This is a genomic window from Francisella uliginis, assembly GCF_001895265.1.
Lineage (GTDB): Bacteria > Pseudomonadota > Gammaproteobacteria > Francisellales > Francisellaceae > Francisella > Francisella uliginis.
In genome coordinates, this window is sequence record NZ_CP016796.1 from 443,279 (window position 1) to 465,081 (window position 21,803).

Here is a 21,803-nt window from a genome sequence, read left to right on the forward strand (position 1 = left end):
TCGTGGCTAAGCTAAAACTTGTAATATTAGGTTCAACTCGAGGTACTAATATGCAAGCTATAATTGATGCTATATCAGCAAAAGAAATACATGCTAGTATAGATGCTGTAATTTCAAATAGGAAATCTGCATATATATTAGAAAGAGCTGAAAACTATAATATTCCAAATAAATTTTTAAGTGCTAAAGGATTAGATCGAGAAGAATACGATAAAATAATTGCTAATGAAATTCAAAAATATAATCCAGATTTGATTTTATTGATTGGTTTTATGCGTATTTTAAGTCCTGTTTTTATAAATAGCTTTAAAAATAAAATTTTGAATATTCATCCATCACTTTTACCAAAACATGCAGGATTAATGGATATTGATGTACATCAATCTGTTATTAATGCTGGCGATAATGTCTCGGGTTGCACTATCCATCAAGTCACAGAAGAAGTGGATGCTGGAGATACTATTTTACAGCTTAAGTGTGATGTTAGTGAAAATGAAACAGCTGAAAGTTTAAAAGTTAAGGTACAGGATTTAGAAAGTAAAGCGTGGATTGAAGTTATTAAAGGTTGGAAGAAATAGCTTTGAAGAATGGCTATGTATACATATTAACTAATAAAAATAATGGTGTTTTATATATAGGAGTTACTTCTGATATTATAAAAAGAGTTTATGAACATAAGAATAAATTTGTAGATAGTTTTAGTAAGAAATATAGCTTAAATAAGCTTGTTTATTTTGAGGTTTATGAAAATATTGAAGAAGCTATAATTAGAGAGAAACAGCTTAAGAAATGGAATAGGGCTTGGAAAGATAGAATTATAAATACTATGAATTCTGACTGGGTCGACTTATATGATAAGCTTTTAAGCTAAAAAAGCCTATATTTAATAGTCATACCCGCGTAGGCGGGTATCTCTTACATTTTGGCTTACTATAGAAAGATTCCCGCCTGCGCGGGAATGACCAGAAGTATTAAATTAATAGTTTTATAAACTTATAAATTGGGCTGGAGATAGAAGAGATGAGTATAGATGTTGGTGTAATAATGGGCTCTAAATCTGATTGGAGTACAATGAAAGAGTGTTGTGATATTTTAGAGCAATTAGGTATTAAATACGAATGTGAGGTTGTATCAGCTCATAGAACTCCAGATAAAATGTTTAGCTATGCTGAAACTGCTAAACAACGAGGGCTTCAAGTTATAATTGCTGGAGCTGGAGGAGCTGCGCACCTTCCAGGTATGGTTGCTGCAAAAACTGATCTACCAGTATTAGGAGTTCCAGTTAAATCTAGTACATTAAGTGGTAAAGATAGTTTACTATCTATAGTGCAAATGCCAGCGGGTATTCCAGTTGCTACTTTTGCAATAGGAGTAGCAGGAAGCAAGAATGCAGCACTTTTTGCAGCGAGTATTTTACAACATACAAACTCTAAGATAGGTCAGGCACTAGAGAAATTTAGAGCTGATCAAACTAAGACTGTTTTAGAAAATCCCAACCCTAGAGAGCAGTAAGTATGAAAATAGGTATTATTGGAGCAGGTCAACTTGCTAGGATGTTAAGTGTTGCTGGTACACCCCTTGGACTAGAGTTTTATTGTTTAGGTAAGTTAGGTGATTGTGCTGAAGAGGTTGTAAAAAGTGTTACAGATATTGATTTAGATAAGGTCAATGAGGTTGTAAATTGGGCTAAGCAATTTGATGTGATAACTTTTGAAAATGAAAACATATCTCATGAGCTTATAAAAGCAGTTAATCATGAGGTAAATGTTTATCCATCTGCTAAAGCTATAGCGATTTCACAAGATCGCTTACTTGAAAAATCTTTTATGCGTGATCATGGTATTGAGACTGCAAAGTTTGTCAATATTGATAGTTTGAAGAAGCTTGAGAATGCTGTTAAAGAACATGGATTACCAGCTATAGTTAAAACACGTAGATTTGGCTATGATGGTAAAGGTCAGTTTGTAATTAAATCGCAAGATGATGTTGCCAAAGCTTGGAATGCTTTAAAAGATGCACCAGATGGTCTTATATATGAGGCTTTTGTTAATTTTGATTATGAAGTTTCTCAAATATGTACAGCTGATATTAAAGGTAATATTGCGTTTTATCCCTTAGCTAAAAATACTCATAAGCAAGGTATAATAGTTGTGTCAGAAGCACCTTTTGAAAATGATGTTTTAGAAGTAAAAGCTCAGCAAGTTGCAAAGACTTTAGTTAAAGAGTTTGGTTATGTTGGTACGCTTGCGATTGAGTTTTTTGTCAAAGGTGATGAGTTGATTGTCAATGAAATAGCTCCTAGAGTGCATAATAGTGGTCACTGGAGCATAGATGGAGCAGTTACATCACAATTTGAAAATCATGTAAGAGCTATAGCTGGATTAATTCTAGGTGATACTACAAGTAGAAGAACGATGATGCTAAATTGTATAGGTGGTATGCCATCGACAAAAGATTTATCATCTTTAGATAGAGTTAAAATCCATAATTATAACAAAGAGCCTAGAAAAGGGCGTAAAGTAGGACATTTAAATCTTAACCTTAATGATGAAACTGATGAATATCAGCTTTTACAGGCTAAGAAGCTAATTGCTCTTTCTGAAGAACTTTAACTAATACGTTATCTAGCATAATCCCATAGAAGTAACAGTCTACTTCAATTTTATTTCTCATTAATATATTTCAAAAAACTAAGTTTATGTATATTCTTTAATAACCATAGAAAAACTTAGTATGAATATGGATAACAAAGTTTTACTAATTACTGGATCAAGTAGAGGTATCGGAGCTGCTACAGCAATTCAAGCAGCAAGAGAGGGGTATTCTGTATGTATTAATTACTTAAATGATGAGTCCTCAGCTTTTAAAGTTCGAAATGAAATTTTAGAAACTGGTGCTAGATGTATTGCTATACAGGCTGATGTTTCTAATGAGAAAGAAGTTTCAAAACTATTTAAAACAATTGATAGTGAAATGGGAACTATTACTCATCTAGTAAATAATGTCGGTATTTTAAAAACTAAAATGCCTTTAATGGAAATGAGTGGAGAGCGTATTAAAACTGTTATTAATACAAATATCATGAGTCATTTTTACTGTTGTAAGGAAGCAATAGTTAGGATGTCTAAAGCTAAAGGTGGTCAAAGTGGGGCAAATAGTAAATGTCTCATCCGGAGCCTCTAGAAAAGGCGCTCCATTTGAATATGTTGATTATGCAGCTTCTAAGGGTGCTATTGATACTCTAACGACTGGACTTGCTAAAGAAGTTGCTGCCGATGGTATACGTGTAAATTGTGTCAGGCCTGGTTTTATCTATACAGATATTCATGCAGATGGCGGAGAGCCTGATAGAGTTGATAGGATTGCTAAAACTTTACCAATGAATAGAGGGGGCAAACCTGAAGAGGTTGCAGAAGCTATTTTATGGTTATTAAGTGAAAAGGCTTCTTTTGTAACAGGTAGCTTTACTAATCTTTGTAGTGGTTTATAAGTTTTACATTACACCAAAAGCATTTTTAATCCAGTTAATATCACTTTCATTTATAGCAATTAAGTCAAAGCGACATTCATAATTTTCATAGTTGGGATTTTGCTGTAAGAATATATTTGCTGTATTTATAAGTTTTTGTTGTTTGCTATAAGTAAGCATCTCTTCAGCTTTAGCAAATTTAGTTTTGCTACGATATTTAACCTCAACAAAAATCAGAATATTTTTATCTAAAGTAATAATGTCAATTTCGCCATACGGTAGAGCTTTAAAATTTTGATCTATAATTTTCAAACCTTGAGAGTTTAAGAATTTACAGGCCTGTAATTCTGCTTTGTTGCCAATTTCTGTCTTAGTTTTATTCATACTTGATTATTTTTGTAGTGATAGAACAATATGTGTTGTATTTTATTATGAAGTTTTTTATGTCATTCCTACACAGGTAGAACCTTTATAGTCTTAACCATTAGTCAAAGGATTCCGGATCAAGTCCGAAATGACAGTTAAATTTACAGCTAACTAATTCCACTATGTCTAAGTAGTGCCTCTTCACTAGGCTTGCGACCCATGAATGCTACAAAGTTATCCATAGCATCACGTGATGAACCTTTTGAGATAATATTTTCAAGTAAATCTTGGCCAACTTTATCACTAAGAATTCCTTCCTCCTCAAAACGAGAGAAAACATCTGATGATAGTATCTCTGCCCATTTATAGCTATAGTATCCAGCTGCGTATCCTCCAGCAAAAATATGTGAAAATCCATTTTGGAATTTATTATAGCTAGGAGTTTTTATTAGATTTATTTTTTCTCTTACACTGTCTAACTCGCTTTGGACATCTGCCACTGTTGTTAGTTTTTTATAGTGAATATTCATATCAAAGATAGCAAATTCAAGTTGTCTAACCATCATTAAAGCCGCATGGAATTCTCTTGTACCAACAAGTTTGTCTATTTGCTTTTTAGTTAACTCTTTGCCATCACGAGAGCCAGACATTAACTCTAGACCTTCTTCACTCCAACAGAAGTTCTCCATGAATTGACTTGGCAGTTCGATAGCATCCCACTCAACACCATTTGTACCAGAAATAGATGGTATACTAACTTGAGATAATATATGGTGTAAAGCATGACCAAACTCATGAAAAAGTGTAACAACATCGTTATGAGTTAAGTTAGCACCATCTTTTGATGGAGCAAGGAAATTACAGTTAACATAAGCAACAGGCTTTTGTTTTTGGTTGGCTGAGTCAATAAATGCTGTACGCGATCCATCCATCCATGCACCACCGCGTTTATTATCTCTAGCAAAAAGATCACAAATTATACTACCAATATATTCATTATTTTTATAAAAATCAAAAGTTTGCTGCTCATCTATATACTTGGCATATTCTGTATTTTCGCGTATTTCTAAACCGTATATTTTATTAAGTATAGTAAATAAACCTTGTTGAACTTTTTCTAGAGGAAAATATTCTCTTAGCTCCTCTTCTGTAAAGTCAAACTTGGCTTTTTTAAGTTTCTCAGAATAGTATGCTGTATCCCAAGGTTGTAGTCCGTCAACTAAGCCAGCGTCCTCAGCAAATCTACGCAGTTCGTTAAGATCTTTTTTTGCTTGTGGAGTGGATTTTTCTAAAAGATTATTTAGAAGTGCTAAGACTTGCTCTGGAGTCTCTGCCATTTTTGTGAAAAGAGAATTCTCGGCATAGTTTTTAAAACCTAAAATTTCTGATTTCTCAATACGTAGTTTGAGTATTTGCTCTATTACTTCATCATTATCAAAGTTCTTATTCTCAGCTTCTTTTGATGCTCTTGAACAGTATGCTTTATAGAATTTTTCTCTTAGAGATCTGTCATCTGCTTGTTGTAAAACTGCAAGATATGTTGGAATATCAATACCAAAAGCGTATACATCATTTAGCTCTTTCTGTTTTGCTTTAGCTTTTGCAGCTTCAATAGTGTTGCTGGATAAACCTTTAAGCTCTTTTTCATCACTTGTGGAATATATCCAATCCATTGTTGCATCTAAAACATTATTTTCAAACTTAGAACTTAGTTGTGCTAATTCTTGAGATATTTCTTGTAGCCTTTTTCTTTTAGACTCATCAAGATTTACACCTGATTGCTCAAAACTAACTATAGCTTTACGTACTGCTTGCGCTTGCTCTTTATCAAGCTGTTGGTTCTGAACTTGCTTGTATAAATTGTACAGTTCTTTGTTTTGTCCAACTTTTGTATAAAACTCAGTCAGTTTAGCTATAGCATATTCATAACTTTCACGAAGCTCTTTAGTATTACAAACAGCATTCATGTGTGAAATAGAAGAAAATGCTTGGGTAATTTTTTCATCATTTTCTTCTAAATTTAATAATGTGTTCCAGTTTGGTTCCTTGGTTTCTAAAGCTTGTTTTAAATTTTTATCTGCTATTTCTAATAAAGAGTCTATTGCAGGTTTTACTTCATCTACTTTAAATTGTGAAAGATTAGGTAAATCGGTATTTTGAGTTATTGAATTCATAATCACCTTAAAATATTGTTTAGATATGATATTGATAAGTTATAATTTTATATATGATAACTATATTATTATAATCAAGGTTTTTTTACTATGATGACTTTACAAGAAGAAAAAATAACCGCACCAGTTTTTTTTAAAGAATATATCGATGGTGAGTTTAGACTTAATGTTGGTGAATATAACTATCCTCTTATTTTATCCTCAACAGAGGTTCTTGACTATAAAGACAAGATTAGTGAAGTTAAAGATATTAAGAAAAGCCATTTAGAGCTTATCCTTAAGAGTGATCCGGAAGTTGTAATTATAGGGACTGGTAAAACACAGGTTATACCACCAGTACAGATAATAGCAGAGTTAGCTAAAAATGGTAAAAGTGTTGATTTTATGGCAAGTGATGCTGCATGTAAAACATACAACCTTTTAGTCAATGAAAATCGCAATGTTAGCTGTATAGTTATTTAGTTAAATAACTTGTGTGTTTCCTTTTGATTGTTGTTATAATGTTATTGAGTGTTAAAAAATATAAAGCTACTTAAAGGAGTGTTATTTATGAAGAATATAGTTAAGTTAAGCGCAATTTCTTTAGCTGTTATTGGTCTTGCTAGTTGCTCAACATTAGGTCTAGATAGCGATAAAGATGCGAAAGATTCGCAAAATCAGCCGGCTACACAAGATAAAGCTCAAGAAACTGCTACTACTAAAGAAGCAGTAGCATCTGCTTCGGCTGCGCCAACAGCTACAATTAGTCTTAAGAAAAATACTCAAGATCAAATTGTTGCAACAATATATACTACATATAACAATAATCCTCAAGGAAGTGTTAAACTGCAATGGCAAGCACCTAAAGATACTAAGTGCTATAATACTAGCTTCCCAATTACTAAGTATAGTGATAAGAAAGATAAAACTTGGGCTTCAGTTGAAATTAAACAAGGTAATAAGTATTGTCACGGTACATGGACAGCAAATGTAGTATTTGATAAAAATGTAATAGCTACTGACTCTATAACTGTTTAATCTTTCTAAAATTTTTATCTTATCAATTAAAATCTATTTTCTTGTCTTTTTGCCTAATATTTTGGTATAGTGTAAATAAATAATTTGTTTTATTGGACTTGAAATTTATGAATAAAATTATATCAGCATCAATAGTTTTAGCAGCAGCTACTATATTAACATCTTGTGCATCAGATGCAGATAAGCAAATGCAGCAGTTGCAACAAACACAGAAGCAATTAAATCAGCAAGCTTCACAAAACTTAGCTAATACTGAGGCATATAGTGCTAAAGTGGTTGCATATAGAAAACAAGCCGATGCTCTACAGAAGAAATCAGATGCTATGACTACTGATATTAGTGATTTAAAAGCAGCATATTCTCAGTTTAAAGATCCTAATAATAGTAGTGCTATTGCAGTAAATAAAGAGTTAGTACAAAAAACTTTAGATAAAGCAAAATTAGATGAAAAAATAAATAAATATAGAGCTCAGGCTAATGAGTATCAAGCTAAAATAGATGATCTAAAAGTAACTTCACAAACTCAGGCAAATGAGGCTTCTAAAATATCTCAGCAAATCAGTCAATTAAAAGCAGATAATAAATAGTCTGATTTTACTCTTTATAGTTGCTAATATTCTTTACTTGCTTTGAGCAAGTGTTAAAATATAGCTTATATTAGAAACTAATTAAATCTTTATGAAAAATATTTTGTTACTTAGTATGTTTCTTTGTATTTATGATTTAGTAATTGTATAGATAAGAAGATGATCTTGAACAAAACAGTAGTTTGAGAGAATTTAGAAAGAAAATAGATAATAAAATAAATATTAGTAGATTGGAAAAATAGGTGAAAATTAATGAAGAAAATAGCGCTTTGTATAATGGTTTTAGGATTAGCTGGTTGTAGTGATACTTATCATTCTTTTAGTAAATCTTATAGTTCTTTTATTAGTGGGTTATATGGCTCTGATGACTCAGTAAAAGTTAATCCTGATGATCAATTAGATAATCCAGACCAAGATGGCGAGGATTTAGCTGTAGATAAACCAACATCAACAGTAAATTTGAAATACAAACCTAAGACTCATGAAATTGATGCTAAGATTGTTACAAACTGGAATGGTGCGCCTCAAGGGACAATTTACCTAACATGGTCAGCACCTAAAGATACTAAATGTTATAGTACTTCATTTCCAATCACTAAGTTTAAAGATACTCAAGATCTTACAAGTGATAGTCAAAGTGTTCTTAGTGATGGTAAAGTTTGTCAAGGAAAGTGGACGGCAACAATTGTTAATAAATCAGATAATTCTACTTTAGCTAAAGGTTCTGTCTCTATTAAGTAACTAAAATTTCTAATCTTTTCAAAGAATAAAGTCTATATTTTTGCTAAACTATTAGATTAATAAATCTTTTAATTTGGAAATAATAGTAATGAAGCAATTCTTGCAAAGAATAACATATAGTGATTGTGTTTTTTACTTTTTGGCAGTAGCTATATTCATTGTATTTTTAATGCCATTTATGCATTTTACAACGTTAAATATAATGTCTATAGCTGGAGAAAAAGGTAAGTATTTTAATGACCTGCGTTCGGTGAATCTTTATCTATTTATAGATAGATATTATATTTTTTATTATAGCCTTTGTATCGCAAGTGCTGCGATCTTACTCAATAAACAGTTATTGTCAAAGGTAATAGAATTATTTAAAAGTTTCTCTAAATTGATTCAATATGCGATAGCTATATTTTTTATATTTGGAATTATTTCGTCAGCTTTTGCTATATCACCATCAATAGCCTTTAAAGGTGTCGCGGTAACGTTTTTGCAATTTTTTTGTGTTTTATTTATAGCAACTCATATCAGGGATAATACTAAAAATATACAAGTTTTCTTTACTATTATATTATTGTCACTAATATTTTTTGGCGGGGCTTTATTCTTGCAGCTATCTCTAGCTAACTATTCTGTATATGGTCCAGCTATAGCAGGAAATATACAGAAAGTTTTATTGTATATGTATAACTGTTTAAATCCCCGTTTTTTAGATAATTATTTTAGTTGGTTTTTACCACTTCTGCTTTTACCATGGTTTGTTGATCTAAGACCTATATATAAAATTGGTGCATTTATTGCTTTAACTCTTTCTTGGTTTATATTAATTAATCATGCATTTAGAACAATATTTGCAGAATATATAGTGATACTACCATTACTTTTTATTTTTGCGCGCCAGTATTTTAGATTAGCTTTTACACTGCTAATATCTGCATTAATTTGTGGTTTTTTACTTGATCTATTTTATACTAATTTCATTATGGCAAATGTACATTCAGGAATAACTTCAACCGAAGATCTCTTGCGAACTGGTGCTAGTGGTAGACTTGGTTTATGGAATGAGGCTTTTTGGGTTGGGATTAATCATCCTTTAACAGGTATTGGACAATGGAACTATATAGCTGTTACAAAATACCAACAGCATGGCTACCCTCATAATTTATTACTTGAAATATGGTCACAGTGGGGCATACCTGCATTTATAGCAGCAGCAACAGTTATTATTACAAGTGTTAAAAACTTATTTAAAAATAGAGTAGAAATATGCTCAAACCCTTATCATCTTATATTTATAATGATGCTAACAGCTGGCATGATAGATGGGATGTTAAATGCGATGTTTAAAACTTCATTAGGATTATTTGGTTGTGTCTTTGTATTTGGATTTTGTTTATCTATATTTGCCAGTAAAATACAAACTATAGATAATATAAATATATCAAAGATTAGCTATTTAATAATTAGTCTAGCTATAATTGCTAGTTTATTCTGTATAGTTATTTTACCTATCATTTTTCCACCAATGTGGATTTAATTCAGCATCAAATTTATTATACTCAGTCATCTTAAACTCATTTTAAGAACTTAATAAAATTAATAACTTTTATCAGATACTGAAATAAATATATAGTCAATCCGATTGTATTGTGTACTTTTATGCAGTCATCCTGAATTTGATTCAGGATCTCTTTACTTTGGGAGATTCCGGATCAAGCCCGGAATGACAGGTTTTATTTTACATAAGTCATTCGGATTAACTATATATATTCAGCATAAGGTTAAAGTCTCTGAAATATATCTAAAAGAGTTTATTATTAAAGAACTTGCTATAGAATAGATTTTAATTATGGTGTTAGATGTTATTTACTATCTTCGAAAGGTACAGCATAATCACATTCTGTATTAGGACATGCTTTTTGTTCACCATCTTTTTTAGTTGTCTTATGTAAAAGAATCGGAGAGTTACATTTAGGGCAGGGTTCTTTTATTGGAGGATACCAGTAGGCATTCTTACATTTAGGGAATCCTGAACAAGCATAAAAGACTTTACCTTTACGTGATTTTTTTTCAACAATATTATTCTTATTACATTTAGGACAAATTACACCGGTATCTTTTGGCTTTTCTAGTGGCTCCATATGTTTACATTTTGGATAGTTAGAACAACCTATAAACTTACCATAGCGTCCTTGTTTGATATGTAAATCAGATTCGCATTCAGGGCATTTTCTACCTTCAACTATAGTAGGCTCTTCTTTTTCGATTTCTTTGCCATCACTATCAACACGACGGGTATATTTACAAGTTGGATAGTTAGTACAACCAATAAATCTACCATTCTTACCTAAACGAGAAGACAACTTACTACCACACTCAGGGCAGTCTTCATCAAGCTCTTCTGTGACAACATCTTTACGTGAGACATCTTCTGAGATTTTATTTATCTTCTCAATAAAAGGATGCCAGAAACTATTTAAAACATTTAAGTAATCATTCTTATGATGAGCAATTTCATCAAGCTCTTTTTCTAGACCAGCAGTATATGAATACTCAACGTATTTCTTAAAGTATTCTGTTAAGAATTTATTTACAATACGGCCTTTATCTGTAGGGATAAAACGACGCTTCTCAACTTCAACGTATTCTCTTTGTTGTAGCGTGGAGATAATGGTTGCGTATGTTGATGGTCGGCCAATGCCATATTTTTCTAAAGCCTTGACTAAGGAAGCTTCCGTATAACGAGGAGGTGGCTCTGTTGAATGAGCTTTAACGAGTACATCATTAAGCTTTATCTTCTCACCTTTTTCAAACTTAGGTAAAGTTATTTCATCATCAGAGTCTTTGTCATCTTCATCTTTCTCAACGTTATAGATTTTTAAGAATCCAGCATCAACGATAACAGTTCCAGTAACTCTAAATTTATGTTTATTATTTTCAGTAATTAAATCAATAGAAGTGCTATTTAATGTTGCATGCTTCATTTGAGAAGCTATAGTTCTATTGTAAATTAAGCTATAAAGCTTAAACTCATCAGCTGTTAGGCGTTGCTTTATTGATTCAGGAGTTCTGTTTGCAGCAGTTACACGAATAGCTTCGTGAGCTTCTTGAGCATTTTGTGATTTCTTACCAAAAACTCTAGGTTTTGCTGGTAACATATCTTTATCATATTTTGATTCAATAAAACTTCTAATATCATTTAAAGCATCATTAGAAAGGTTTGTTGAGTCAGTCCTCATATATGAGATAAGACCTACAGATTCACCATTTCCTAGATCTATACCTTCATATAATTTCTGAGCTGTAGACATAGTTCTTTTTGCAGTGAAACCAAGTTTTTTAGATGCTTCTTGTTGTAATGTGGATGTTATAAATGGAGGATAAGGATTTCTTCTGGTTTTCTTCTCAGTAATTCCATCAACGATTAAAAAACCATTAGCATCTTTTAAGATAGTATCTTTTGCAGTTTCTGCATCTTGGTCTTTAGTGAATGTGAATTGCTCAACCTTTGAATTATCAAATTCTATTAAATTAGCAAGAATTTTTTTCTTTTTGAAGGTGTCAGCTGTTAGGCTCCAGTAATCTTTTTTGACAAAATTTTCACGTTCTATTTCACGCTCAACAATCATTCTTAGTGCGGGACTTTGAACTCTTCCTGCAGATAGTCCACTTGTTATTTTACGCCATAGTAGCGGAGATAAGTTAAAGCCTACTAAGAAATCTAAAGCTTGACGTGCTTTTTGTGCATTTACTAAGTCCATAGAGAGCTCTTTAGGATTATCTATAGCATTAGTAACAGCAGACTTTGTAATTTCGTTAAAGCTAACTCTATAAACATTCTTATCTTTAAGTAAGCGTGCATTTTTCAAAACTTCTTTAACATGCCATGATATTGCCTCACCTTCTCTATCTGGATCGGTAGCTAGATAGATACTATCTGCAGTTTTAGCGGCTTTTTTGATCGCATCTAAATGTTTTTTACTTCTATCGCTAGTTGTAAATTTAATTTTAAAATTATCATTTACATCTATAGAAGTATCTTTTGATGGTATTTCACGCACATGCCCAAAAGATGCTAAGATATCAAAGTCACTTCCTAAATATTTTTTTATAGTCTTTGTTTTTGCTGGAGACTCTACAATTACTAAGTTTTTTGCCATTTTTAACCTTTAGAATGAATTTTTTTATAAAAAGAGTATTTGAAACACTCGTCAGTGATCTAATAAAATATAAGAAAACATCTCGCTTATCAATAGCTAATGTACAAAAGTTGGTTTTATAGCGAACAAATATAGACTATAATTCTTTAAGTATTTTATATAAATAAAATAAGTTATATATTTATTAAGGTTAAAAAGATGAGTCAAAAAAATGCAAAAGTGATTTCTTTGCTTCAACAGAAGGGTGGTTCTGGAAAAACTACGACAGCTATAAATATTGCTTGCGGATTGAAAGAGTTAGGCTATAAAGTTGCTATAATAGATATGGACAAAGATAAGCCTGATGCATATATGTGGATGACGAAAAACGATAATTCGGAAGGCTTTGTCTATAATTTAGATGAGAAAACTGTCCGTGAGAAAGTTTCTGAGCTAAAAACAGGTTTGGACTATATTGTTATTGATACACCACCAAACTTTCAAACAGCAGCCTTAAAATCGGCTTTATTATCTGATTTGGTAGTTATCCCATGTTCTCCTAGTGGCATGGATCTATCTGGACTTATTGAAGCTAAGGATTTAGCTTTAACTGCAGATAAGCCATATAAGTTTTTTGCCAATAGAGTGCAAATGCAATCTAATATGTCAAAAAGTTTGATGGACTTTTTTGAAGAGGATGGTAATTTTTTTGAAGCTTACGTTTCTCAAAGTGTCAAGTTTATAGAATCTGAAGCAGAAGGCTTATATATTGGTGATTATGCAAAGCAGAGCAAAGTCCATGTACAAGTTAAAAAGCTTGCTAGAGAGATAACTGAATTCTTTGGAGAAAAATAATGGCTAAGAAAGTATCTTTAATGAATCGTAAAGTTAATCAAAAAGTTCATGATACTGTAGCTCAAGAGAAAAAAGATATGCTCAGAGCTATGCAGCTACAAGAGCTAAATGAGCAGGCTAGTAAGGTAGGTCAGCTTTTTGAGTTGCCTCTAAATATTGTTCAGCCAGATAAAGATCAGCCACGTAAAACTTTTAAAAATATTGACTCATTAGCCAAAAGTATCAAAGAAAATGGTGTTATACAACCAATTATTGTTACGACTAAAAAAGATGATGGTTTACATTATATCATAGCAGGAGAAAGAAGGTATTTAGCAAGTAAAGAAGCAGGCCTTACGACAATCCCTTGTATAGTTAGACAAGATGAATCTGATGCTAGTATTGTACTTTTACAACTTTTAGAGAATGATCAGCGTGAAAGTGTCTCACCTTTTGAAGAGGCAGATGCTTTAAAAGATTTAATAGATAATAAACAAATGAAGAAATCTGATATCGCTAAAATCTTAGGTAGAGATAATAGCTGGATTTCTATGCGTCTTAAAATTTCTGATTCAGATGATAATATTCGTGAGTTATCAAACAAAGGGATTATTGATGATGTAAGAACTCTTTATGAGTTAAAGAAATTTGCTGAAGAAATTCCTCAAGGAGCACAAGAGTTTGTTCAAAGAGCTTTAGAAAATAAGATTTCAGGATCTTATCGTACTGCAATTACAAGATATAGAGATAATTGGAAACGTAAAGCTGAAATTTTGGATGACTCAAAATCAGATGTGATCAGTATTAAAGATATTACTAAAGATAATAATTTGCTAAAAATAAAAGGCTCTCGTTTAGGCGGAAAAGCACATACATATAGTTTTGAGATTACAGAAGAATTTAAAAAAATATTATTTGAAGCATTAATAAAATAGAGTTATAAAGATAACAAAAATGAAAATCGCAATTTTACAAACAGATCACATACCTGAACATAGAAGGGTAGTTTCAGGGGGAAATTATCCAGATATGTTTGCTAATCTATTTTTTAAACTATCAGTAGTTGTTGATTTGGATATTTTTGATGTAACAGAGCAGGAATATCCTGAAAGTTATGATATTTATGATGGTTTTATAATAACAGGTAGTAAAGCAACAGCATTTGATAATTTAGCGTGGATAACTAAGCTAAAGTCTGAAATAGTAAAACTATATAATAAAAACAAGAAAATAATAGGAATATGTTTTGGGCATCAAATATTAGCTCAAGCCTTAGGTGGCAGAGTTGAGCGTGGACCTAAAGGTTTTGCAGTGGGAGTTAGAAATGTTAAGGTTCTAACTAAGAGACCCTGGATGAATCCATTTCATAATTATTTAAGTTTGCTATTTTATCATCAAGACATGGTTGTAGAATTACCTGAAGGTGCGGAGCTTATAAGTACTAGTGATTATTGTAAAGTACAAATGTTTTGTATCAATAATCATATTTTAGGAATTCAAGCACATCCAGAGATGTTAAAAGTCCATAATCATGCTTTAATAAAAGAATATCAAGATGATATTAAGAATGAATTTCAACATGCTTTAGAGAGTTTAAGAATAAGAGATAATAGTTTGATAATGGCTCATTGGATGGCTAATTTTTTTGAATATAAGGATCAGTGAAAATATGAATATAAATAGACTTGTAGTTTTTGGAGATAGTCTTTTAGATAATGGTAATATTATTAAAACTCTTGATATTCCCGGAAAACCTTATTTAGAAGGAAGATTCTCTAATGGACTTGTTTCGACTGAGTATTTAGCAGAGCTGATCACTAAAGAACAAAAGTCAGATCAAGTAAAGCATAAAAATTATGCAATAGGTGGAGCATTAACACATGGTCCAAACCCATCTTCTCTACTTAAGCACCATGCATTTGCTGTATCTGAGCAATTAGCAAGATTTGAGAATGAAGAGGGCAGGTTTGCTAATGATGATATGGTTATTATAAATGGTGGCGCTAATAACTTTATGTTTACTGTTTATAATGAGATACCATATATAAATCTGACAGCAAAGCTTAGAGTTGCTAGAGATTTAAAAAAAATAATTAGAAAAGCTATTAAGATGGGAGCAAAAAATATAATAGTTTGGAATATTCCAGATGTAACAAGAGCTCCTGCATATAAAGAGTACTTATCTAACTGGGTAGGTAAATTTTTTAAATCTTATTTGCAACTAAACATTAATTTACAAAATGGTTTACTAAGAAATAGAGTCGCAGACCTACAGATGTATTTTCCAGAGGTAAATCTTAAGCTTTTTGACTTTTTTACATTATTGAATGAATGCATAGATAATCCTGTAAAGTATGGTTTTGAGAATGTTACCGATGCTTGTATAGACAGCTATGGTGGTGCAGACTCATTAGGTAATATTCAGTATGATATAGAGATTCTAGGTGATCCTGATAAATATTTATGCTGGGACTATTGTCATCCAACAGCAAAAGCTAATAAGGTCGTGGCTAATAGGATGTTTGAATTGTGGAAGTATAATGTTTAGTAATTCTCTTAGCTCTCAGAGAAAGTTAATTATTATCACTTTAACATCAACTTTTCTAATCAGTTAAACCTTTACAGATAATAATGATCAGCGCACCTAAAGCCACAATTATTGTCTAAAAAGTAAATATTGATGCTAATTAATATAAAATTGACGAATAGAGTTTAATTCTAAAGTATATGTGTCTATTCTGTATTTAGGGAAGAAGATCACAAAACCTTATTATGATGATAAAAAACTTCTATCTTAGATTTTTTTGATTGAGAAAAGTTATCCTTTAAAGCCACTTGCTACTATATAAAACTCTCTTGATTTTGGTCTTGAAGATTTAGGTTTAAATTGTATTACTTTAGTGAAAGATTCTTTAACTAGCTTCAAGTATTCATCACTTCCTTGCCCTTGGAAGATTTTTGCTACGAATGAGCCATTTGCTTTAAGGTTGGTGTTTGCAAAATCTAAGGCTAGTTCTAAAAGGTATATTGATTTTGCTTGATCTGAGGTTTTATTGCCACTTAGATTCGGTGCCATATCTGAGACGATACAATCGATTTTTTGTCCATTAACAAGGTTATTTAATTTTTCATAAGTTTCATCACTTGAGAAATCACCTTGAATAAAGTCAACTCCAGCTATAGGAGTCACATCTAGTAGATCAAGAGCTATAAGTTTACCATTATTACCAATATATTTTACAATTTGCTCAGACCATCCTCCTGGAGCAGCTCCAAGATCAACTACAAACATGTTTGATTTAAAAATCTTATATTTTTCTTGTATCTCAAGGATTTTGAAACTTGCTCTACTACGATAGCCTAACTTATTGGCTTGTTTAACGTAAAAGTCAGAAGTATGGTCTTGCATCCAGCGTTTTGTATTTGCGGCTTTTGACATTTGTTAGTATAGTTTATGATCTTTGTTTTAGGTGTTATATTATAAATAATTTCACTCGTAAATTAAAAGCTTTTATGATTTATTTGGATTGATAATAGTATTAAAAAATAGGCTTTATCGTTATAATTAATAGTATTAGATATGTTTCTTCAAATAATATGAATAAGAAAATTTTAGCAATTTGCTTAGTTTCATTTGCTGTTAGCTCCTGTTCTACCGTAGAGGATGGTATACAGGATAATATTGATCACTATAAAAAGCTAACAAGGTATGGTGAAGTTAAACCTGTTGAATATTCAAAACATACAAATAGTGTCGAGGGTATTAATTTTTTAGTTGCTAACTATCCAGATCAAATTATTAATCTTAAAGGTAGTGATGATTTTGATAAAAGATATGACAAACTAATTAGTTACCTAAAAGATAATGGCTATACTATTATGTCTAACGAAAAGCTTCCTTTGACAGCAACTGTGATTGCTGAGGTTAATAAGCCTATGCCAGATCTTAAATATATAGGTGTATTAATGCAACAGAATACTCGCTTACAACAGACAGTTTATAATATTTCTTATGGAGGAAATAAATTTAAAGCTCGCAAATTCTATAATGATTATAAGAAAACTTTATAAATTTTTCTTACTAAATAATGATGCTAATATTAGTAATATAACCCCACATGTAATAGCAGAGTCAGCTATATTAAATGATGGCCAATGATAGCCACCAATATGAAAATCAAGAAAATCAATAACATATCCTCTAAATGCGCGGTCATAGAAATTACCTAGAGCACCACCTAAAATAAGTGAGAACGAAAATAGGTTAAGTTTTGCATCAGTAGGTTGTTTGATAATTAGATAAACAAGAACAATAGCTGCTATTAATGAAATTATTGAAAACATAATCATTTGCCATGACGTTTGATCATTACTTAAAAGACTAAATGCCGCTCCATGATTATATAAAAGAGTAAAGTTAAAGAAGCTAGTTATTTTGACTGGTTGAGCAAATTCCAAAGAGGTATTGGCAAGATATTTTGTATATAAATCAGTAGCTATAATGATAATTGCTAAGATAAAGTATTTTATTTTAGGTTTAAGCGAACTCACGAGATTCTCCAGTTTCAGTCGTAATATTTTCAACACAACGACTACAAATATCTTGATATTCATCATTTTCACCAACACTAGAGCTACGATGCCAACATCTTTCACATTTAGGTTCTTCTACTTTATCAATATCAATAAATAAACCTGGGATGTGAGATTCAGTTGAATTATCTGATTTCTCTTCTAGAGGCCTTAAGTTTGCTTTAGAAGATATTAATAAAAATCTAAGCTCATCTTGTAGTTTACTAAGAAGAGTATATTTCTCTTGATCTGCATATAGAGTTATTTGTGCTTCTAGTGATGCTTTAATAATCTCTTCATTTCTTTTGATCTCTAATACCCTGTTAACTTCTGAACGTATCTCTTGTATTTTAGTCCAAAAGTCTAGATTTAGCTCATCATTCGAATCAAATGATTCAAGTTCTGTATACCATTCACACAGCTGTATTGGTAAGTCAGTTGTTTTTGGTACTGCTTGCCATATTTCATCGGCAGTATATGATAATATCGGAGACATCCATCTAACTAATGCATGTACAATATGATAGATTGCTGTTTGTGCTGATTTGCGTGGATGACCATCGGCTTTTGCAGTGTATTGTCTATCTTTAATAATATCTAAATAGAAACTTCCCATTTCAACAGAGCAGAAGTGATGTATTAACTGAGCTACTGTATGAGTTTGATATTTCTCATAAGCATCGATGATTTTATCCTGGAATTCTTTAGCCTTAGCAATAGCCCATTGGTCTAGTTTAACTAGCTCATCAAATTCGATAATATCTGTTTCAGGGTTAAAACCATTTAGGTTTGATAACAAGAATCTAGCTGTATTACGTAATCTACGATAAGTATCAGCGGTTCTTTTTAGAATCTGATCAGATACTGCCATTTCACTTTTATAATCAGTTGAAGCTGTCCAAAGACGTAATATATCAGCGCCAAGCGTGTTATAAATATCTTGAGGAGATGTTACATTTCCTAACGACTTCGACATCTTACGGCCATGCTCATCCACTACAAAACCATGTGTAAAGACTTCTTTATATGGTTGGCTACCTTTAGCTGACATACCAACTAATAATGATGTTTGGAACCAGCCACGGTGTTGATCAGAACCCTCTAGGTATAAGTCAGCAGGGTAGCTTAGGCGTTTGTCGATATCTAAAATACACATGCTAGATGAGCCAGAATCAAACCAAACATCAAGAGTATCTTTTACAGATTTATACTTGTCTGTTTCAGATATAAACTCGCTATCATCAGCATTAAACCATGCTTCAATACCACCTTTTTCTATTTTTTCTGCTACTTTGTGAAGTATTTCTATAGTGTTTGGATGCAGCTCTTCAGTTTCTTTGTGAATAAATAACGGTAAAGGTACTCCCCAAGTTCTTTGGCGAGATATACACCAGTCAGGCCTATCTTTGACCATTCCTTCTATACGAGCTTGCCCCCAGCTAGGTGCCCAATTTGTTTCGCTAATAGCCTTTAACGCTTTATCACGTAAACCTTCTTTTTCCATGCTAATAAACCATTGAGGAGTAGCTCTAAACATAAGTGGAGTTTTATGGCGCCAGCAATGAGGGTAGCTGTGTTTAATTTTATCAAAGTTCATTAAACGCTTTTTCTCACCTAAAAGCTCGACAATTCTATCATTGGCTTTGAAAATAAATTCACCAGCAAATAGTTTAGTATTTTCACTGTAGCAGCCATTTCCTTTGACAAAAATTTCCATAGATAGATTGTGTTCTTTACCTAGAGCAAAATCTTCAACACCATGTGTAGGAGCTGTATGAACCATACCAGTACCGGAATCATCAGTTACATGCTCACCGTGTAAGATTGGTACATGACGACTATAAAAAGGATGCTCAGCTATAATTCCTACTAACTTTTCACCTGTAGTTGAAGCTACTATTTTAGCATCTTCTATAGCATATCTTTTTAGTGTTTGCTCAGCTAGATTTTCCGCAAGGATTATATAGAAATCATCTATCATAATTAAGCTATAGTTTAAGTCATTACGAACGGCTATAGCTTGGTTAGCTGGCAATGTCCATGGAGTAGTTGTCCAAATAATAGCGAAGGCTTCATGATTTAAAGAATCTAATCCAAATGCTTTAGCCAGTTTATCTTGGTCTTTGATTTTGAATTTCACATCAATAGCAGGAGAGACTTTGTCTGCATATTCAACTTCAGCTTCAGCTAGAGCTGATCCACAGTCAGTACACCAATGTACAGGTTTGAACCCTTTACTTAAATGACCATTTTCTACTATTTTAGCTAATGTTCTAATCATATTAGCTTCGTAGTCAAAGTTCATCGTTAGGTATGGTTGTTCCCATTCTCCTAAAACTCCAAGCCTTTTAAAGTCTTTCTTTTGTATCTCAACTTGTTTTTTTGCGTATTTACGACACTCTTTTCTAAAAGAGTTTTCAGAGATTTTTTGACCAGCTTTACCATGTTTTTTCTCAACTTGTAGCTCAATTGGAAGTCCATGACAGTCCCAAGTTGGAATATAAGGGGCATCGTAACCACTTAATGTTTTAGATTTTACAATTATATCCTTTAGAATCTTATTTACAGCATGACCAACATGTATACTACCATTTGCATATGGAGGTCCATCATGAAGAACAAATTTATCACGTCCAGCAAAATGTTCTCTAATTTTTTTATAAATACCTTGTTTTTCCCATTTGTTAAGAATCATTGGTTCTTTGTTGGCTAAGTTACCTTTCATTGAAAAAGATGTTTTTGGAAGGTTTAATGTGTCTTTATAGTCACTCATTTGAATTCCTTAGGTATCTAAAATAGTTAATTATTGAGAATTTAAAAATTACTTAAGCACAAATTATAATGTACAAAGGTAATTATGTTAATAGTCTATAATGTAGTTATTAAACTTTTTGCTTTCTTAATGTCTTGAGAGATCTGAGATTTTAATTCTTCAAAAGAGTTAAATTTTTTTTCTGGTCTTATAAATTCTATTATCTCAGTTGTTATATGTTTAGAGTAAATATCCTTATCAAAATTAAAGATATGTGTCTCTAGAAGATTATTTTTACCATCTACAGTAGGCCTAGTTCCTGCGTTGGAGATCCCATAAAAACATTCGTTATTATCAAAATGGACTTTTGTCAAATATACGCCTTTAAGAGCAGAATTCTTTGGTAATTTTTGGTTTGCTGTATGAAAGCCAATTTTTCTACCGTTTTTTTGCCCATGTATAACTCTTGAGTTAATTTTTAAAGATCTTCCGAGAAGTTTGCTAGCTTGAACCAAATTATGCTCAGCAATAGCCTGACGTATTTGACTGCTGCTAATGCGGTGATTATCTAGATTTAGGGTAGATATTTTATCGACTTTGAAATTATATTTAGTTGAAAATGTTTTTAAAAGATCGTAGTCACCTTTACGTTTTTTGCCAAATTTAAAATCATCGCCAACGATAATATGTTTTATATTTAATTTCTCTATCAAATATTTTTCTATAAAATCTTCAGCCTCAATATTAGCAAAGTTAGTGTTGAATTTTTGGCATATAATATTTTCCAGACCGAGATTATGTAGATTTATGATTTTATTTCTAAAATCATAAATTCTAGTTGGCGCGTTTTCTTTAAGGAAAAATTCTTTTGGTAAGGGTTCAAAAAATAAAATATAAGGCTGTAGCTGATTTTCTCTGGCAATAGATGTCAACTTTTTTATAATTGCTTGATGGCCTAAATGGACACCATCAAAAGATCCTATAGCTACTGCTGTAGGCTTAGAGTTTTTAACTTTTCTTAAGCTTGTGTTAATTTTCATTATAAGAAGATAGTTTAAAGCTATTTTTTTTAAAGGAATATAATAACCTAATAGTATTCATTTTTTGTTGAAAAAATGCAACTACTGTTAGATACTTATTAGTTAGAAGTTTTTTATTGTA

23 protein-coding genes are annotated in these 21,803 nt (G+C 31.7%); 16 read left to right on the forward strand and 7 right to left on the reverse strand.

What is annotated here, in order from left to right; genetic code table 11:
- The first annotated feature begins 2 nt into the window (after positions 1 to 2).
- The 6 genes from purN (at position 3) to F7310_RS10880 (ending at position 3,490) form a co-directional block, all read left to right on the forward strand.
- On the forward strand, positions 3 to 578 hold the full coding sequence (gene purN, locus F7310_RS02280; protein WP_072711453.1) for a phosphoribosylglycinamide formyltransferase: 576 nt from the start codon (positions 3 to 5) through the stop codon (positions 576 to 578).
- A 2-nt stretch (positions 579 to 580) separates the two neighbouring features.
- Positions 581 to 871: a GIY-YIG nuclease family protein gene (locus tag F7310_RS02285; protein WP_072713520.1), complete on the forward strand. Its 291-nt coding sequence runs from the start codon at positions 581 to 583 to the stop codon at positions 869 to 871.
- A 149-nt stretch (positions 872 to 1,020) separates the two neighbouring features.
- Positions 1,021 to 1,512, forward strand: a complete 492-nt coding sequence (purE, locus tag F7310_RS02290) for a 5-(carboxyamino)imidazole ribonucleotide mutase (protein ID WP_072711454.1) — start codon at positions 1,021 to 1,023, stop codon at positions 1,510 to 1,512.
- Between the two features lie 2 nt (positions 1,513 to 1,514).
- Positions 1,515 to 2,612, forward strand: coding sequence for a 5-(carboxyamino)imidazole ribonucleotide synthase (locus F7310_RS02295; RefSeq protein ID WP_072711456.1), 1,098 nt, complete (start codon positions 1,515 to 1,517; stop codon positions 2,610 to 2,612).
- A gap of 127 nt (positions 2,613 to 2,739) precedes the next feature.
- Positions 2,740 to 3,183 carry an SDR family NAD(P)-dependent oxidoreductase gene (locus F7310_RS10875; RefSeq protein WP_250637427.1) on the forward strand — a complete coding sequence of 148 codons (444 nt, stop codon included), beginning with the start codon at positions 2,740 to 2,742 and terminating at the stop codon, positions 3,181 to 3,183.
- On the forward strand, positions 3,146 to 3,490 hold the full coding sequence (locus F7310_RS10880) for an SDR family oxidoreductase (protein ID WP_250637428.1): 345 nt from the start codon (positions 3,146 to 3,148) through the stop codon (positions 3,488 to 3,490). Before F7310_RS10875 ends, F7310_RS10880 begins: the two co-directional genes overlap by 38 nt.
- Positions 3,491 to 3,493: 3 nt before the next feature.
- Here F7310_RS10880 and F7310_RS02305 read toward each other — a convergent pair whose 3' ends face one another.
- Together F7310_RS02305 and F7310_RS02310 are read right to left on the reverse strand one after the other, a co-directional pair.
- On the reverse strand, positions 3,494 to 3,853 hold the full coding sequence (locus tag F7310_RS02305) for a YraN family protein (protein WP_072711457.1): 360 nt from the start codon (positions 3,851 to 3,853) through the stop codon (positions 3,494 to 3,496).
- 149 nt (positions 3,854 to 4,002) lie between these two features.
- Positions 4,003 to 6,009 carry a M3 family metallopeptidase gene (locus tag F7310_RS02310; RefSeq protein ID WP_072711458.1) on the reverse strand — a complete coding sequence of 669 codons (2,007 nt, stop codon included), beginning with the start codon at positions 6,007 to 6,009 and terminating at the stop codon, positions 4,003 to 4,005.
- A 90-nt stretch (positions 6,010 to 6,099) separates the two neighbouring features.
- Between F7310_RS02310 and F7310_RS02315 the strand changes: the two genes are divergently transcribed.
- The 5 genes from F7310_RS02315 (at position 6,100) to F7310_RS02335 (ending at position 9,882) form a co-directional block, all read left to right on the forward strand.
- Positions 6,100 to 6,471 (forward strand): Mth938-like domain-containing protein, encoded by a 372-nt coding sequence (locus tag F7310_RS02315; protein ID WP_072711460.1) that lies wholly within the window; start codon positions 6,100 to 6,102, stop codon positions 6,469 to 6,471.
- Positions 6,472 to 6,558: 87 nt separating this feature from the next.
- Positions 6,559 to 7,026: a TUL4 family lipoprotein gene (locus F7310_RS02320; RefSeq protein WP_072711461.1), complete on the forward strand. Its 468-nt coding sequence runs from the start codon at positions 6,559 to 6,561 to the stop codon at positions 7,024 to 7,026.
- 107 nt (positions 7,027 to 7,133) lie between these two features.
- A complete protein-coding gene (locus tag F7310_RS02325; protein WP_072711463.1) occupies positions 7,134 to 7,613 on the forward strand; it encodes a hypothetical protein in 480 nt (159 codons plus the stop codon).
- A 252-nt stretch (positions 7,614 to 7,865) separates the two neighbouring features.
- A complete protein-coding gene (locus tag F7310_RS02330; protein WP_072711464.1) occupies positions 7,866 to 8,354 on the forward strand; it encodes a TUL4 family lipoprotein in 489 nt (162 codons plus the stop codon).
- A gap of 79 nt (positions 8,355 to 8,433) precedes the next feature.
- Entirely contained in the window at positions 8,434 to 9,882 is a 1,449-nt protein-coding gene (locus tag F7310_RS02335; protein WP_072713521.1) for an O-antigen ligase family protein, read from the forward strand.
- Between the two features lie 325 nt (positions 9,883 to 10,207).
- On the opposite strand, the gene topA is transcribed toward F7310_RS02335, so the two are convergent.
- Positions 10,208 to 12,505, reverse strand: a complete 2,298-nt coding sequence (gene topA, locus F7310_RS02340; protein WP_072711466.1) for a type I DNA topoisomerase — start codon at positions 12,503 to 12,505, stop codon at positions 10,208 to 10,210.
- Positions 12,506 to 12,703: 198 nt separating this feature from the next.
- On the opposite strand from topA, the gene F7310_RS02345 reads away from it, so the two are divergent.
- Genes F7310_RS02345 through F7310_RS02360 form a run of 4 tightly spaced genes read left to right on the forward strand, consistent with a single transcriptional unit; the run spans position 12,704 to position 15,866 of the window.
- Positions 12,704 to 13,339, forward strand: coding sequence for a ParA family protein (locus F7310_RS02345; RefSeq protein ID WP_072711467.1), 636 nt, complete (start codon positions 12,704 to 12,706; stop codon positions 13,337 to 13,339).
- Positions 13,339 to 14,253, forward strand: coding sequence for a ParB/RepB/Spo0J family partition protein (locus F7310_RS02350; protein ID WP_072711469.1), 915 nt, complete (start codon positions 13,339 to 13,341; stop codon positions 14,251 to 14,253). Before F7310_RS02345 ends, F7310_RS02350 begins: the two co-directional genes overlap by 1 nt.
- 19 nt (positions 14,254 to 14,272) lie before the next feature.
- On the forward strand, positions 14,273 to 14,983 hold the full coding sequence (locus tag F7310_RS02355; protein WP_072711470.1) for a glutamine amidotransferase-related protein: 711 nt from the start codon (positions 14,273 to 14,275) through the stop codon (positions 14,981 to 14,983).
- Positions 14,984 to 14,987: 4 nt separating this feature from the next.
- Positions 14,988 to 15,866, forward strand: coding sequence for an SGNH/GDSL hydrolase family protein (locus tag F7310_RS02360; protein WP_072711472.1), 879 nt, complete (start codon positions 14,988 to 14,990; stop codon positions 15,864 to 15,866).
- Positions 15,867 to 16,136: 270 nt separating this feature from the next.
- On the opposite strand, the gene F7310_RS02365 is transcribed toward F7310_RS02360, so the two are convergent.
- Complete coding sequence (locus F7310_RS02365) at positions 16,137 to 16,757, reverse strand: RlmE family RNA methyltransferase (RefSeq protein WP_072711473.1); 621 nt, start codon at positions 16,755 to 16,757, stop codon at positions 16,137 to 16,139.
- Positions 16,758 to 16,915: 158 nt separating this feature from the next.
- Between F7310_RS02365 and F7310_RS02370 the strand changes: the two genes are divergently transcribed.
- On the forward strand, positions 16,916 to 17,389 hold the full coding sequence (locus F7310_RS02370; protein ID WP_072711475.1) for a hypothetical protein: 474 nt from the start codon (positions 16,916 to 16,918) through the stop codon (positions 17,387 to 17,389).
- Here the strand turns inward: F7310_RS02370 and lspA are convergent.
- The 3 genes from lspA to ribF all read right to left on the reverse strand — a co-directional run bounded on the left by lspA (position 17,384) and on the right by ribF (position 21,682).
- A complete protein-coding gene (gene lspA / locus F7310_RS02375) occupies positions 17,384 to 17,869 on the reverse strand; it encodes a signal peptidase II (protein WP_072711476.1) in 486 nt (161 codons plus the stop codon). The genes F7310_RS02370 and lspA overlap by 6 nt on opposite strands.
- Positions 17,856 to 20,663, reverse strand: a complete 2,808-nt coding sequence (gene ileS / locus F7310_RS02380) for an isoleucine--tRNA ligase (protein ID WP_072711478.1) — start codon at positions 20,661 to 20,663, stop codon at positions 17,856 to 17,858. The genes lspA and ileS overlap by 14 nt, the downstream gene beginning before the upstream one ends.
- A 95-nt stretch (positions 20,664 to 20,758) precedes the next feature.
- Positions 20,759 to 21,682: a bifunctional riboflavin kinase/FAD synthetase gene (gene ribF, locus F7310_RS02385; RefSeq protein WP_072711479.1), complete on the reverse strand. Its 924-nt coding sequence runs from the start codon at positions 21,680 to 21,682 to the stop codon at positions 20,759 to 20,761.
- Positions 21,683 to 21,803: the final 121 nt, after the last annotated feature.